The 15376-nt window shown below is 39.4% G+C and carries 14 protein-coding genes and 1 tRNA gene; 3 read left to right on the top strand and 12 right to left on the bottom strand.

Translation table 11 applies throughout. The annotated features are described in order from the left end of the window. Positions 1 to 332: 332 nt before the first annotated feature. The 8 genes from VM932_RS04515 to VM932_RS04550 form a co-directional block, all read right to left on the bottom strand. Positions 333 to 1082, bottom strand: coding sequence for a LytR/AlgR family response regulator transcription factor (locus VM932_RS04515; RefSeq protein ID WP_014034279.1), 750 nt, complete (start codon positions 1080 to 1082; stop codon positions 333 to 335). Positions 1083 to 1116: 34 nt separating this feature from the next. Next, entirely contained in the window at positions 1117 to 2025 is a 909-nt protein-coding gene (gene menA, locus VM932_RS04520) for a 1,4-dihydroxy-2-naphthoate octaprenyltransferase (RefSeq protein WP_326277363.1), read from the bottom strand. A 2-nt stretch (positions 2026 to 2027) separates the two neighbouring features. Beyond that, positions 2028 to 2627: an SPOR domain-containing protein gene (locus VM932_RS04525; RefSeq protein ID WP_326277364.1), complete on the bottom strand. Its 600-nt coding sequence runs from the start codon at positions 2625 to 2627 to the stop codon at positions 2028 to 2030. Positions 2628 to 2776: 149 nt separating this feature from the next. Continuing rightward, the gene (locus VM932_RS04530) at positions 2777 to 3607 is read right to left on the bottom strand and encodes a CvfB family protein (RefSeq protein ID WP_326277365.1); all 831 of its coding nucleotides are present in this window, start codon (positions 3605 to 3607) and stop codon (positions 2777 to 2779) included. A 106-nt stretch (positions 3608 to 3713) separates the two neighbouring features. Then, on the bottom strand, positions 3714 to 4055 hold the full coding sequence (locus VM932_RS04535) for a DUF2853 family protein (RefSeq protein ID WP_326277366.1): 342 nt from the start codon (positions 4053 to 4055) through the stop codon (positions 3714 to 3716). Between the two features lie 37 nt (positions 4056 to 4092). After that, complete coding sequence (gene menD, locus VM932_RS04540; protein ID WP_326277367.1) at positions 4093 to 5835, bottom strand: 2-succinyl-5-enolpyruvyl-6-hydroxy-3-cyclohexene-1-carboxylic-acid synthase; 1743 nt, start codon at positions 5833 to 5835, stop codon at positions 4093 to 4095. 54 nt (positions 5836 to 5889) lie between these two features. After that, positions 5890 to 6951, bottom strand: a complete 1062-nt coding sequence (locus tag VM932_RS04545; protein ID WP_326277368.1) for a chorismate-binding protein — start codon at positions 6949 to 6951, stop codon at positions 5890 to 5892. Further along, complete coding sequence (locus tag VM932_RS04550; RefSeq protein WP_326277369.1) at positions 6932 to 7354, bottom strand: PaaI family thioesterase; 423 nt, start codon at positions 7352 to 7354, stop codon at positions 6932 to 6934. The genes VM932_RS04545 and VM932_RS04550 overlap by 20 nt, the downstream gene beginning before the upstream one ends. Positions 7355 to 7416: 62 nt before the next feature. Here VM932_RS04550 and VM932_RS04555 point away from each other — a divergent pair, with 62 nt between their 5' ends. Continuing rightward, positions 7417 to 8061, top strand: coding sequence for an alpha/beta hydrolase (locus VM932_RS04555; protein WP_326277370.1), 645 nt, complete (start codon positions 7417 to 7419; stop codon positions 8059 to 8061). A gap of 3 nt (positions 8062 to 8064) precedes the next feature. Here VM932_RS04555 and VM932_RS04560 read toward each other — a convergent pair whose 3' ends face one another. Together VM932_RS04560 and VM932_RS04565 are read right to left on the bottom strand one after the other, a co-directional pair. Continuing rightward, the gene (locus VM932_RS04560; RefSeq protein ID WP_326277371.1) at positions 8065 to 8991 is read right to left on the bottom strand and encodes a hypothetical protein; all 927 of its coding nucleotides are present in this window, start codon (positions 8989 to 8991) and stop codon (positions 8065 to 8067) included. A gap of 77 nt (positions 8992 to 9068) precedes the next feature. Beyond that, positions 9069 to 10325 carry an NAD(P)/FAD-dependent oxidoreductase gene (locus tag VM932_RS04565; protein ID WP_326277372.1) on the bottom strand — a complete coding sequence of 419 codons (1257 nt, stop codon included), beginning with the start codon at positions 10323 to 10325 and terminating at the stop codon, positions 9069 to 9071. A 229-nt stretch (positions 10326 to 10554) separates the two neighbouring features. Here VM932_RS04565 and VM932_RS04570 point away from each other — a divergent pair, with 229 nt between their 5' ends. Further along, complete coding sequence (locus tag VM932_RS04570) at positions 10555 to 12111, top strand: M28 family peptidase (RefSeq protein ID WP_326277373.1); 1557 nt, start codon at positions 10555 to 10557, stop codon at positions 12109 to 12111. 110 nt (positions 12112 to 12221) lie between these two features. On the opposite strand, the gene VM932_RS04575 is transcribed toward VM932_RS04570, so the two are convergent. Beyond that, a tRNA-His gene (locus tag VM932_RS04575) sits at positions 12222 to 12297 on the bottom strand. A gap of 404 nt (positions 12298 to 12701) precedes the next feature. Here VM932_RS04575 and VM932_RS04580 point away from each other — a divergent pair. Further along, complete coding sequence (locus VM932_RS04580; protein ID WP_326277374.1) at positions 12702 to 14651, top strand: tetratricopeptide repeat-containing sensor histidine kinase; 1950 nt, start codon at positions 12702 to 12704, stop codon at positions 14649 to 14651. Here VM932_RS04580 and bshB1 read toward each other — a convergent pair whose 3' ends face one another. Next, positions 14652 to 15374: a bacillithiol biosynthesis deacetylase BshB1 gene (bshB1, locus tag VM932_RS04585; RefSeq protein WP_293162775.1), complete on the bottom strand. Its 723-nt coding sequence runs from the start codon at positions 15372 to 15374 to the stop codon at positions 14652 to 14654. Between the last annotated feature and the right edge of the window lie 2 nt (positions 15375 to 15376).

The raw sequence follows: 15376 nt of genomic DNA on the forward strand, positions 1-15376 counted from the left end.
TGTTGTTTTCTGTTGTGAAAACAGAATTTCTGTATGTCAAAATGCATTTTGTCGATGTTTTGTGCTTTTTATGGAATATTTGGATTGGCACAAAGAGCATAAAATTGAAAAAGGTCCTGCTTTTTACAACAAGACCCTTTTACGAGAACACTATATGAAAATGAAAAAATTACTTTCTGATTTATTAACACTGCTAAAGTATGGGCGTAAGGCATTGTATAAAAAATATTGTTGTGAACTCCTTAAAAATTGTTGTCTCCCCCTTTAAAAAATGTTGCCACAAAAAAAAAGTGCCCCTAAAGGCACTTGTATATGGTATGTTCCAACTAACATTAACTGTTCATGGATGACAATATAAATTCTTTAAAATCCTTGGAAATCGGAATCAGATTGTTGTTGATCATAATATCCTTGGAGTTGATGGCATCAATGTGGTCAACATTGACAATGTAGGATTTATGGGCCCTATAGAACTTGTTCTTTGGCAATTTTTCCAAATAATCCTTTAAGGGGGATCGTACCAAAAACTTTTTATCGGCCGTATTAACTTCCAAATAAACATTGTCCGCCTTTATAAATTGGATATCACAAAACTGGATCCTATAGTACAGATGTTGTTTTTTTACAAAGATGGAATCCTTTAAAACGGAGTTGGAAGTAATTTCATCGGCTTCGTCCGCTACTTTGTCTATTCCTTTTTTGGCATAGTTAAAGTTGGATAACGCAATCTCTATTGACGTATAAAGGTCTTGTTGCTCAAAGGGTTTCACCAAATATCCGTCCGGTTTTACCGTTTTGGCATTTTCAACGGTGGCCCGATCTGAGTTGGATGTAACGAATATGAAAGGAATGTTATATGTGTCCCGGATATGTTTGCCAAGGTCGATACCTGTTTTGTCCGATGCCAAAATGATATCGATGAGCACCAAATCAACATGATTGTTCTTTAAGACATCTACTGCTTGCTCGTAAACTATGACATTGTCAACAATTTCATAGCCGATTTCCTCTAGCATGGATTGCATGTCATCAGCTATGATGACATTATCCTCTACGATTAAAATTTTTATCGGATGTTCCAAGGTTCCTTTAAGTTTATTTGGTTGTAAATCAAATTTACAAAAAAATATTAACAGAAATTAAGAATAACAACGCCAATAAAAAAGTGCTGAGTGCCACTTTTTTTAATTCGATGTCCAATTCCCCCGGATCTTTGGTCATCATCACTTTTCGTAAATGGATCAATAATGGCACAAAGGCCACCATAAAGAAGGATTGTTTCCAATCAAAGTCCTCCATCCAAAGATATAATGCAAAACTGATCAAGGCCATAAAAATCAAAAGGAAATGGTAGCGTTTTCCATTCTTAAAACCCATTTTAACCACCATAGTAATCTTGCCATGCTTTTTATCGGAGACTATATCTCTGAGGTTGTTCAAGTTCAACACGGCTACGCACAAAAGACCGATGGAGATTGCGGGCAAAAGCGAGGACCATCCCAAAGATTTTGTATAGAGAAACATACTGCCCAGTACGCCCAACAAACCAAAGAAAAGGAATACAAATAGGTCTCCCATACCCCTATATCCATACGCATTGGCCCCTACGGTATATGTAATGGCGGCCCAAATACTCAATAGACCCAATAGTAAAAAAAGAAGTATGTAGGGTACATTTTCCAAGCCAAACGCCAAATAAATAAGAGCCAAGGCAATCAACAAGCTAATAATTATAGATGCAACTATGCCCTTTTTTAATGCCCTTTTGGTAATGGTTCCACTTTGTATTGCCCGTGCCGGACCAATTCTATCCTCGTTGTCCGTTCCCTTTACACCGTCGCCATAATCGTTGGCAAAATTGGAGGTTACCTGAAAACCAACAGTGGTCAACAGGGCCAAAATAAAGATGGGCAGTTCAAATTGACCTTCCAACATGGCCAAGGCGGTGCCTACAATTATTCCAGATAAAGAAAGAGGGAGTGTGCGCAGTCTAGCAGCCTGTACCCAAGCCTTTGTGTTTCCCAAGATTAATACGGATCTTCTATTTTAACTCTTTGACCATCCTTGTACGATGCAACAAATGCATCTTGGAAACCCATTTGAACCAATTGCTGCCTAAATTTTTGAGCTTCTTCCAAGGTTTCAAAATTACCAAGGGAATAGGCATAAAACGGATTGGTCTTTACAAAAAGGGTGTTGGTCAATGCTTCGGAAGCCAAGGTTACATTGTTTTCCACAAAAGATTTTACCTGAACTGAATAAATTTTTTCCTTGTTCAAAAACTCTTTGGCCAAGTAAAACTCCTTTACCAAACTGAGCTCTTCGTTCTGGGACCTAAGGTTATCTATCCTAGCCTTGATTACATCCAAACTATCTATGGAAACAAGTACATTACTTTGATTTTCGAAAGATTGCTTGCTACTAAGGCCTGCAGTAAAAGATGTAATGGCCAAGGTACCGATCACGAACAGCCCCACGAAACTCAAAAGAATGTTCCGCTGTAGTTTAATTTTACGAAGATCTTTGTTCTTGAACTTTATCTGATCGAGCAGTCTTTCGTTTATAATCTGGGCCTTATCTATATCCTTATGAAGGTCCAACAAATCGCTTTCTTCAATAAAAGGCATGCTGTGGAGGAGTTTTATGTTATATGTTATGCTAAAAACATAACAACCAATAAGTTAATATGAATCCTTACAAAAATAGGATTTTTGTCCAAAGAAAAAAACTTTACTGCTCGAAAGCTTGAAAGAAACTGGTATCAACAAGGTTTTCATCACAATAAATGAATCCCGTCATCCTGAATATTGATTTTGCGCTGTCGGTACAAAATGCCCGCTCCCTTTTTAAAAGCCTTCTTGCTCAAGTGCAAGATTTTCTTGATGTCTTCCGGTGATGATTTATCGTGCAAAGGCAAAAAACCGTTGTTCTCCTCTAGTTTTTCCAAAATTATTTTGGCTGTTGGTTCCAACATTTTGGCTCCAATGGGCTGTAAGGATATATCTATCTTTTTATCGTCCCGTACATTTTTAATGAATCCCCTTAAACGGTCGCCGATAGCGATGGGTTTAAAAATATCGCTGTCAAATATAAGCCCCTTGTGCCTGTCATCCACTATTACTTCCCAACCCAACGGAGTTTTCCGATAGACCAAAAGGTCAACTTGATCATTCTGCTCGTATTCTACATTTTCGTTGGAAAGGAACTTATCCACCCGGCTAGATCCAGTGAGACGCATGCTTTCATCATCCATATAACAATGAACAATGTATTTGTTTCTCCCCTCCATCCTTTCGGACTGTTCCCTAAAGGGAACAAGTAGGTGTTTTTCCAGCCCCCAATCCAAAAAAGCGCCGTAATTCCCAACTTCAACCACTTCCAAATAGGCAAAACCGTTCCGAACAATCTTCGGTTTTAAGGTTGTGGATATGGGCCGTTCGGCATTGTCCAGATAACAGAACACTTCCAAATCTTGATCTATTTCAAAATCTTCGGGCACATATTTGTTCGGTAAAAGTATTTCCGTGCCCTCATCATCTCCCAAAAAAAGTCCTATACTGGTGCTTCTTAGCACCTTAAGGGTATTGTAGTTTCCCAATTCTATCATTCGGCAAAGGTAGCTGTAAATTATGGGTCTAAAAAAAGCTGCCCTTCAAGAGCAGCCCTTCTTAACTGTATTAACCTATTAATTTTATTAAAAATAATAAATACCACTAATTATAAACCGATTCTTTTCCAAAATGCTTGGTCAACATATAGTAAATTACAGCGCGGTGTTTGTTCTTTTCTGACTTTCCGTACGCATCAATAACACTATTGATAGATTCCATCAATGCTGGTGTTTCGGCAAGACCCAATTTTTTGATCAAGAAATTGTTTTTAACCGTCTCCAATTCCTTCTCATCGGAACCTGAAACTTTGGAGGCATCTAAATTATAAATTGCAGGACCCAGTCCTACAGCCACTTTGGTCAACAAATCCATGTCTGGTGCTTGCCCGAATTTACTTTTGATGTCGGCTGCGTATTTTTCGATCAGTTCGTCTCTTTTGCTCATAATTGGTCAGTATTCTTAATTAATTTATAGCTAAGGCCTAAGATATGAAATCGAAGTACCCAAGCAAAATTTTATTGTTCAATACTCGTGGTGTTGTGACTTCCAAGATTTTCGGTTTGTCCGATTTTGAATAGAATTCTGCCAAACCTTGTTTCAGTTCTGTTTGATTTTGGGCAGTAATATGTTCAAAACCGTACATATTGGCCAAGTGCTGGGCCGATAATTCGTGATTGGTCTCAAAAAAGGTCTCAAACTCTTCCGTTTCCTCCATGCCTGGTAATATCCTAAAAATTCCACCACCCGAATTATTGATGAGCACAATCCTAAAATCTGGACGTATATAGTTGTTCCACAAGGCATTGCTGTCGTAAAAAAAGCTTAGGTCGCCTGTAAACAACACAGTCGGTTCTTTACTGTAAATAGAACTTCCCACGGCTGTTGATGTAGTACCGTCTATACCACTTGTGCCCCGGTTGCAGAATACTTTCAATGATGCGTCCAAAGGAAAAAGCTGCGCATACCTCACCGTGGAACTGTTTGCCAAGTGCACCTGATACCCTTTGGGTATGTTTTCGATGATACGATCAAAAACGCTAAAATCGGAAAATGGAATTTTCTTAAGATAGGCATCTCGTTTTGCTTCGTACTTATTCGTTTTGCTTTCCCAAAACGCCTTGTAATCGCTTGCTGGATTGCTATTTTCCAAAACAATTTTTTTGAAAAACAGATTGGGATTTGTCTTGATGTGCCTTGTTAAGCAATAAAAAGTGTCGTTAGCCTTTTTGGAGTCGATGTGCCAATGTTGCTTGGGCTTATATTCCCGTAAAAATGCCTTTATTTTTTTGGAAACAATCAATCCTCCAAAAGTTACCAAAAGCTCTGGTTGCAAAGCTGTAAAAAGTTTTTCTCTGTTTTTGGATTTTTCAATTGGCGCAATAATACTATCAATACTTTCGAAGAATTCCGGATGGTGCAAATTGGATGTGGTTTCGGTAAACACCAATGTGTTTGGGTCCTGTGCCAAGCTTTCCAAAACTTCTGCTTCAATCGCGCTGGGTTGGTTTACGCCCACCAAAACCAGTTTTCGTGCACTATTGTTCCAAACCTTCGCTAATTCGACCCAATTCTCCTCGCTTGAAGATTTTTGTTCCAAGTATTTTCCATCATCTTTAATTTGCACCGAAGGCTCCTCTGTCCTGCCGTACAAAGGCTCCTCAAACGGAACATTGATATGAACCGGACACGTTTCATCAAAAGCTAGCGCAAGAGCCTTGGCAATTTCCCGTTCATTGTACGATTGTATCTCTTCCTGCTTTTCGTTTAATAAGGACTTACTAAATTTTGAAATGGCATCCGTAGCATGGGAAACATCCTGCTTCAAATTAGCGGAATACCCAATATGCTTTTCCAGTATATTTTCCTGTCGGATCGTTTGCCCGTCACCAATATCAATTCGGTAGCTTGGTCTATCCGCAGAAACTACGATTAAGGGAATATCACTGTAAAAAGCTTCGGCAACGGCTGGATAAAAATTCAATATGGCACTGCCCGATGAACAGATTACCGCAACCGGTTCCTGCAAATGTTGCGCCATACCCATGGCAAAAAAAGCAGCACAACGCTCATCTACAATGCTGTAACATTTAAAAAAAGGGTTTTTGGTAAAACTGATGGTCAAAGGGGCATTTCTGGACCCCGGTGAGATAACTATATTTTTAACGCCCCTTGATTTAAAATACAAAACCAAGGTTTGTGCGGAAGGTATATCTGAGTACGTCATTAACTACAAAAATACATCATCTTGATGGTAAAACTATGCTAGTAAAACATCAATTTACAAGATGCCCAACATGGTCTTGCTTTTGTTTTGGGTCTCCATCCATTCACTTTCCGGGTCGGAGGCCTCGGTGATTCCTCCCCCAACAAAAATGAAAGCCTTACCATCCTCCAATTGCATGCAACGAAGGTTTACAAACAAGGACAGTTCTCCTCGGGAACATAAATTCAGTTCCCCCAAAAAGCCTGTGTAAAACGTTCTTTTATAGTTCTCGTTAGCTTTAATAAATTGTTGCGCTTCTTCCGAGGGTATTCCACAGACCGCAGGAGTTGGGTGCAGGGCCCTGATTACTTCTTTGACATTCAGGTTGGGTAGCATGGTTCCACGCACCTCCGAACGCAAATGCCACAAATTACCTGCACGTACGGACTCGGCCTCATCAATTTCCAGCCGTTCCATGGTATGTGCCAATTTGTCGCCAATATACTCGGATACCATTTGCTGTTCCTCAATCTCTTTGTTGCCCCATTTAGGATCTTCATTCTGAATATAAGGTAAAGTGGCGGCCAAGGACATGGTTTGTAATTTCTTGTCCTTTACTTTAACCAAAGTTTCAGGCGTTGCACCACACCAAGTCCCTACTTTGGGGTGATGAAGAAGGTATCCAAAAGCATTAGGGTATTTTTTAAGAAGTGTTTTAAAGATTTTGACGGGAGATTTTGTGATGGAAACCTCAATTTTTCTAGAGAGCACTACTTTTTGTAGCCTGCCCTTTTCAATTTCCTTGATTCCATTTTCAATCAATTGGATATGGGCGTCTTTCCCCGATTCATCCAAAGTAATCGTGTTTGCTTTTTGTGATTTTTCAGGATGAAACTCTCCTTGCCAAACCTTATCAGGTTGAATCAAAACCACTTTATCCTCTGAACTAAAAGGGGCGAAAACAAAACCTTTTTCCGTAAAATCTTTGGAATAATGGAGTACATTGCCCGACTGAAATACGCCGACAATATTTGTCTTATTTGGCTTTCGGTAAACTACAAAGGGTGACCCTTTTTCCAAACAAGCCCCTGCCCTTTCTAAAATATCTTCGAGGGCTTTATTTTCTGGGTAGTGCAATGGTGGTTAGTTTACAGTTGGAAATCAAACGGTCCTGTTCGTCGGTAATTTTTATTTCCCAAAGTTGAGTGGTCCTACCCTTATGGAGAATGGATGCCTTGGCATACACAAAGCCTTCTTTTATGGAGCGAACGTGGTTGGCGGCAATCTCGATACCGCGAACAAAAAACTTTTGTCCGTCCAAGAAAATATAGGATGCTGCACTCCCCACACTTTCGGCAAGTGCTACGGATGCACCGCCATGCAATACACCATCGGGTTGGTGCACCTTGGGTGTTACGGGCATTTTGGCCAAGAGAAAATTTTCGCCGACATCAATATAGGTAATATCCAATGTTTCCATTAATGTGCCTTTGCAAATCTCGTTGCAAACGGACAGAATCTTCTCTTTATGCTCGTTCATCTTTCTTTTTTTTGTAAAATTACACAAAGCTTTGGCAATAGCTAAATCAAGAGACCTCAATCATGTCCAACACAGAGAAGACCGTTACCTACACTACCGAAAATACTTATCTAACGCAGAATGAATTAACCCAAAAAACTAAAAATGTATGGTTGGTTTTTCATGGAATTGGCTATTTGAGCCGTTATTTTGTAAAATATTTTAATGTTTTGAATACTGAGGAAAACTACATTATTGTTCCCCAAGCCCCATCCAAATATTATTTGAAGAACGAGTACAAATATGTTGGTGCCAGTTGGTTGACCAGGGAAAATACATCAATGGAAGTAAAAAACGTGCTCAACTATATTGATGCCGTTCTTGAAGCAGAAAATATTCCAGAAGATGTGAATCTTATCCTTTTTGGGTTTTCACAAGGCGTTTCCATAGCCAGCCGATGGTTGGCAAGTAAAAAAGCAAATTGCAAGCTGGTCGTTTTATATGCAGGTGGCATTCCGAACGAACTTACTACTGAAGATTTTGAGTTTATGGATTACAGTTCCACCGAAATAAAAATAATTTATGGCAACCAAGATGAATTCCTGACCCCAGACCGACTTAAAGGCGAGAGAATCAAAATTGACAAGTTGTTCCAAAGTAATGCGGAAACTACCATATTTGAAGGAGGGCACGAAATAAAGCCCAGTATCATCAAAGATTTGATTTAACTTCTAATTGGAAGTTTCATCGTCGGGCGCCTCTTCTTTATAATATTCAATGGTTCTTGTAATATAAGTGTTGTCAGGGGTAACTATTTGCTTTACCCAATTGCTGGGGGTATGGCTGTCAAACTGAAAAATATACTTGTCCGTAGACTCGGTATTGATAGTTTTCTTAACCATTCTGCTCAATTTGCCATCGGAGTAATAGTAATAGCGTTTTCTTTGCGATACAAACTCTTTCTCGGCCACATCGTACAAAAAGTCTTCACTGGTCACCAACTTTCCCTTGCTGTCAAAAACCTCTTCGTGGGCCGTATTGGGTTCACCGTCAATATATTCCTTGGTCAAAACTACTTCTTGGGTGCCGTTTGGTCCTTTTTTGGTAGAAGTTCTAACTGCTTTTTGAAGAACTCCGTTCGTAAAGGTGCTCACAGTACACTCATTTTTAACTTGAACATATTCAAAAGTTGTCTCGTCCACGCCCTCGCCATTGGATGATATAATACGGGTTAATTTACCCTCATCATCATAATGGTATTGCTGTTGCTCCAAGAACTGTTTATCGTACGAAATGATTTTCTCAGTTACTTTTCGGTTGGGAACCGTATCAATCTCATAAAAATTTACCATAGAAGTGGATTCGTCCAGCACATTGTTCTTATAACTTTCCATACGCTTTTCGACCAATTCACCATTATCATATTTATAATAGGTAATGTCTTGGTCGGTATCGTTGTATTGGGTCACGGTTTTGGTCAAAATACCCTGCCTATCAAACTCAAACAACTCCTTTCCATAATCGGTGGTAACAAGACAGGATTTCACCTTGCCCTTCAAATCAAAATCTTTCACAGTAAAGATTTGCACCTCTTGGGACCACATTCCAACAATCTGGAAGAATGAAAAAAGTAGAAAAATGGTGTAGTGTTTTTTCATGTTGTAAAATTAGTCGTTAAAAACGCAACTGAAAAATCTAAACCACATATATCATGCCCCTATCGGCAAGAAATCACCTAAAATTTACGTTCGGTGGCAAAAGGTGAAATATCCATGGACAATTTATCACCTGAAATAAGTTCCGTAACCAATTTACCTGTTGCAGGGCCCATGCTCCATCCCATCATGGCATGACCTGTTGCAATTGTCAAGTTGTGAATGTTCTTGGGCTTTCCAATGTACGGAAGACCATCGGGCGATACGGGCCGTAGGCCACATTTTGCATTGTTCTTGGCTTCTTCGGGAATCTGGAACCCGTTGTAATATCCTTCAACACCTTTGGCAATGGCCCCTACCCTTTCCTTTCGGATGGTATGGTTAATTCCGGAAAATTCCATGGTTCCCGCAAAACGGGTAAATCCTTCCATGGGAGTAACCGCTATTTTCTTCTCCATTAAAATGGCGGGCATGGTAATATTTGTCGGCTCTTCTACATTGATTCTGTACCCCTTTCCCGCTTGCAATGGCAATTTTAAACTCAATTTTTTTGAAAGCTCGGAAGTCCATGACCCCGCAGCGAAAACTACTTCGTCCGCTTTGTAGAATGTTTTTTGGGTGGTAATCCCAGTTACTTTTCCATCTGAAAGAGATACATCTGTTACGCCCTCATTTTTATGAATATCCACTCCGGACTTCTCCAGATACTCCACCATTCTTTTCATGATAAGCGGTGGTGTGGTATGTCTGTCGCACTCCCAAAGTATGGCTCCTTCTGCATTAAAATCTACATGGGGTTCTATTTTTTTTAAGTCTGATTTGGAAAGGTGTTTGCCCACCAAACCCATTTTGGCTGCTTTTTCCACCACCTTCATTTCGTGGTCGCGGGCTTTCTCGGTTTGATACACCATCATCAAACCTTGATTACCTATTTGAAAATCCCCCAAGTCACCTGAAACTTGTATCTCTTCATACAATTCCCTGCTCAAAAGGTTGATGTCTCGAATAACAGACATGGACCGTTCTACCTTGGTTTGGGTGGCCGATTTTTTAAAAAGCCATGCCCATCGAATAAAGTCGGGATCCAGCCGTGGCTTCATATAAAAAGGGCTGGAAGAATTGAACATATACTTCAACCCCTGTGTAATCATACCTGGCGAAGCTAAGGAAACGATATGGCTCGGGGTAAGATAGCCCGCATTTACAAACGAAGCTCCAGAACTAATGTCCGATTTGTCCAATACTGTTACCTGGTGCCCTGCCTTATGTAAAAAATAAGCCGTGGAAAGTCCCACGATACCACCTCCGACTACGATTACACTTTTATTCTTGCCCATTGCAACATCATTAAAAGAAGCGCCAAGATACATAAAGGGCAGGAAAAATTTAGAGTTTTTGGTATGTATGGTTTGGGGTTTCAGGTTTTTGTTATTTGGAATTTGAAACTAGGCATTTGGAACTTGAACTTGAGCCCAAGCTTGAACCAGAACCATTTCAAATCCATGTTTCCCATTTCTTTCTCAAACTTTTGACTATTTTTGGAGGATTTTGAAAACATACATACGAATGAAAAAACTATCCTTATTGGTCTTGGGCCTAGCCTTTGCCTGTAATTCTTCACAAAAAACCGTTTTAGAGGCACCACAACCCAAGCCAATGGCAAATCCGGTACCCTATGCGGAAACAATTACCCAAGAAGACTTAAAAGAACATTTGTATACCTATGCTTCCGATGAGTTCGAAGGAAGGGAAACAGGTACTCCCGGTCAAAAAAAAGCAGTTGAATACATAAAAACACATTACGAATCTTTGGCTGTGCCCCCTGCCCAATCCAATGGTGATTATTTTCAGAAAGTTCCTTTGGAAGTATCCAAAGTTCCGGAGGGAAGTTTACGTATAAACGATACATCTTTTGAGCTTGGGGAGGACATTTTAACTTTTTCCGAAGCCAAAGGAACCTATAACAATATTGTTTACGTGGGATACGGTATTGAGGATGGTGATTATTCCGATTATGAAGAAATTGATGTTCAAGGAAAATATGTGCTCATAAAAGCGGGCGAACCTGTTAATGAAAATGGTGTTTACACAATTTCAGGAAATATGGAGAAATCGATTTGGAGCAATGCATCTGAAGCGGTAGGTAAAAAACGGGACATTGCCCATGAAAAGGGAGCGTTAGGAGTTCTCTATTATGATATGCTGAGTTTCCCTAGGTTTCAGGGCTATTTTCAATTTATGAAAAACAACAATAGCGGTAGGATGCAATTGGCATCAGATGCGGGTGATGAAGTTCTGATTTATCTGAATGATGACGCTGCAAAAACGCTAAAGAGTGATATTGAAGAGGATAATGTCCCGAAATCCATTAATACAAACATTACAATGGATATTTCAAGTGGCAATGATGCGATAAACTCCGAAAATGTTGTTGCCTTTATTAAAGGCTCCGAAAAACCTGATGAGTATGTGGTTATTTCTTCGCATTTGGACCATATTGGGATTACCGCCGATGGACAAATTAACAATGGTGCCGATGATGATGGTTCGGGAACCGTTGCATTGCTGGAGATTGCACAAGCATTCAAAAAAGCCGCTGATGAAGGCAATGGCCCTAAACGTTCCTTGGTTTTCTTGCATGTTACTGGAGAGGAGAAAGGACTTTTGGGTTCCAGATACTATACGGATGTTGAGCCTGTCTTTCCTTTAGAAAACACCGTCGCCAACCTTAATATTGACATGATCGGTAGAATAGATCCAAAATATACGGGAGCGAGAAACTATTTGTATCTCATTGGTTCTGACAAATTGAGCACAGAACTCCATAATCTATCGGAAGAAGTGAACAAAAAATACACGAATATTGAGTTTGATTATACCTACAACGACGAAAACGACCCAAACAGGTTCTATTACCGGAGCGATCATTACAACTTTGCAAAGAACAACATTCCGATTATATTCTATTTTAACGGCACGCATGCGGACTATCATCGCCCAACTGATACCCCTGACAAGATAGATTATGATCTTTTGGAAAACCGTACTCGGCTTATTTTCCATACCGCTTGGGAAATAGCGAACAGACCAAATCGATTGGTGGTTGATAAAGTTTCGGATTAATAACTTGCGGTTACATCATATTAAAAGCCCTCCATGTTGAGGGCTTTTTTATTGAGTCAAAAACAAAAAATCCCAAACCAAGACTGGTTTGGGATTCTTTTCAAGTTTTTGGGTGGAAGACCGGGTTCGAACCGGCGACCTCTGGAACCACAATCCAGCGCTCTAACCAGCTGAGCTACAACCACCATTTAAAACGGATGCAAAAATACTTTTTTGTAATGATTCAACCAAAAGATTTTTCAATTTCCCTTAATTTATTATGCCTGTCTTCACTTCTTTCTTTTTCTGTAACATTACATCTGCCCGTAACTTACATTAAACCAAATCTGTACAATTTACCGACTAAATACACGTTTTTAAGACCAAACACACTTTTTTGGGCATTTCACAACATTTAATTCTTAAAAAGGTGCTCTGAATTTATTTTTGCATTAAATATTTTCACCTAGGCATTGTCAGAAAATAACCTCATATCCACTCGTAAAAGCTCACTAGCAAAATTAGTGCTTTGTGCCTTCACATTTTGTTTGTCCATACCTATTTTGGCACAGTCTAGCAAAAGAGATAGTCTAGCCTTTAAATTACAACGATTGGAATCTACCAATAGATTCAACCCAAAAGATACTTCCCATATTAACCTTTTGTCCCGCTTGGCCTTTTCTTACAGATATTTGGATACTGACAGTTTGTACTCCATTGGCGAAAGGGTTTTAAAATACAGTAAGGACATTGACTATGCCTATGGTGAAATAAAAGGTTTGGATGCTCTTGGCAATTACTATTATAGTAAAGGTAATCGAGAAAAATCAATGCCACTCTTTAAGGAAGCATTGGAATTGGCGCAGGAAATTGAAAATATAGAGTGCGAAGTATCCCTAATAAACACGCTTGCACAAAACTATAGCTTTGAAGGAAATTATGCCGAAGCACTAAACTGGAATCTTAAGGGAATTGACCTAGCAAAGGAAGCGGGCAATCAACAAATGCTATCTATTCTCAATGAAAACATTGCTGGGCTGTATGCGGATCAAAAAGATTTTAAAAACGCCCTAATGTTCTACGATACTGTCCAAAAAATAAATAGAAGACTGGGCAATGAGGTAATTGATGCTGAAACGTATAGCAACATGGCATCGCTCTATAAAGATGCCAAGGATTACAAAAGTGCAATGTTCAACATTAACAGGAGCATAAACACTTTTGAAAAAAATAAAATATACGATTGGTTGGCTTATGCCTATCAGGTAAAAGGAGATATTTACCTAAATCAAAAAAAGTATAAATGGGCCCTGTACTGGTTCGACCAAAGCAACATGCTGTTTAAACATCAAATTGAGGATGACAGAATAAAAATTGAATTAATGAATGGTATGGCCAAAGTGTATTTTGGATTGGAAAAAGATAGCCTTTCATTAAAATATGCCGAGGAAGGCCTGACTTTATCAAAAAAAATCAAATCACTCCAAGGACAAATTGATTGTTCGGAAACTTTGTACAAAGTACAAAAGAAAAACGGTAACAACCCCGAGGCTTTGGCCTATTTAGAGACTTTTAAAACCTTATCCGATTCCTTGTTCATGGACAAGAATAAACAGAGCTTATCACTTTTAGAGACCAAGCTTCATTACGAACAGGAAAAACAGGAACTGATCGAGGCCAATGAAGCGGCCCTTGCCAAGCAGCGTAACTATATCTATTTTTCGATAATCATTCTTTTCATCCTAAGTATAATACTGTTTGTAATCAGGAGAAGTGAGAATATCCAGAAAAAACTGAACAAAAAACTTAAGGATAAATCAGAAGCTGTGATCCAAAGGGAGGCCCAACTCCACGAAATCAACAAAACAAACACAAAGCTGTTCTCCATTATTGGTCACGATCTTAGAGGTCCCATTGGTGGGTTGCAGGGAATACTTAAAATGTTTACCGATGGTGATATTTCCACAAAGGAACTTATTTCCTTTATTCCCAAACTAAAAACGGATGTGGAAAATATATCCTTTACCCTAAACAACCTTTTATCTTGGGGGTTGAACCAACTCAATGGTGTAGTCACCAAGCCTAAACGGGTATCTTTGTCATACCTTGTGGGCAATAACATCCGATTGTTATCTGAGATTGCAAAAAGTAAATCTATTAAAATTATAAACCAACTACCGGAAAACCCCCGTATTTGGGCCGATAACAATCAAATTGATATTGTTATCCGAAACCTGCTGAGCAATGCAATAAAGTTTACACCAGAGAACGGGCTTATCACCATTGAAGCACAGGAAAAGTCAGATATGTGGCAAGTATCCGTCCGAGATACTGGCATTGGTATGACCGCAGAAATGCAGCGTTCCATTTTCAAGGATTCTTCCAATATTACAACCTACGGTACCAATAACGAAAAAGGTACGGGTCTTGGCCTTTCGCTATGTAAGGAAATGGTGCACAAAAATAATGGTGAAATTTGGGTGGAAAGTATTCCGCGTAAGGGCACAACCTTTTATTTTACTGTACCCAAAGCACAGAGTAGGTATCAAAAAGCTTCTTGATCAGATTAAATCTTCCAAGCTATCCACGCCAATATAGCGTTCCACGGTAAAGCCTTCCGCATATTCCACACCAATAATTCTTCCTAAATCCCTTGCTCTATAATTTACACTATCGGTAAAATTTTTACTGCTGATAGGTGTTTCCGGTTCTTCACTGTCTGGATCGTAGAATTGGGAGCTGTATGCCATGATTGCCTCGGTTTTCTTATCGATAAACCCGGATACATCCACTACAAAATCGGGCTCCAAATTTTTCCATTGAATAAAATGATAGACCAATTTAGGTCTCCAGGCATCCTGCCATTCATCACCTCCGTCCATTTTGGTGTCAATTTTCCTCAACCCGCTTAAAAAACAAGCGTCGCTTACTAACTTGCTACCTCTTCCATGATCAATATGGCGGTCATCAATGGCATTGCACAAAACAATTTCTGGCCTATATTTTCTAATGATTTTGATAAGTTCTAACTGATGTTCTTTATCATTTGTAAAGAAACCATCGGCAAACTCCATGTTTTCCCGAACAGCAACGCCCAATATTTCTGCGGCTTTAGCTGATTCTTTGTCCCTGATTTCGGCTGAGCCACGGGTTCCGAGTTCGCCACGGGTCAAATCAACTATTCCCACTTTTTTTCCTTTGGAAACCTCTTTTGCAATAGTGGCTCCTGCTCCAAGTTCGGCATCATCAGGGTGTGCACCGAAAACTAAAATGTCTAACTTCATAT

This window comes from Flagellimonas halotolerans (assembly GCF_035818535.1).
GTDB classification, from domain to species: domain Bacteria; phylum Bacteroidota; class Bacteroidia; order Flavobacteriales; family Flavobacteriaceae; genus Flagellimonas; species Flagellimonas halotolerans.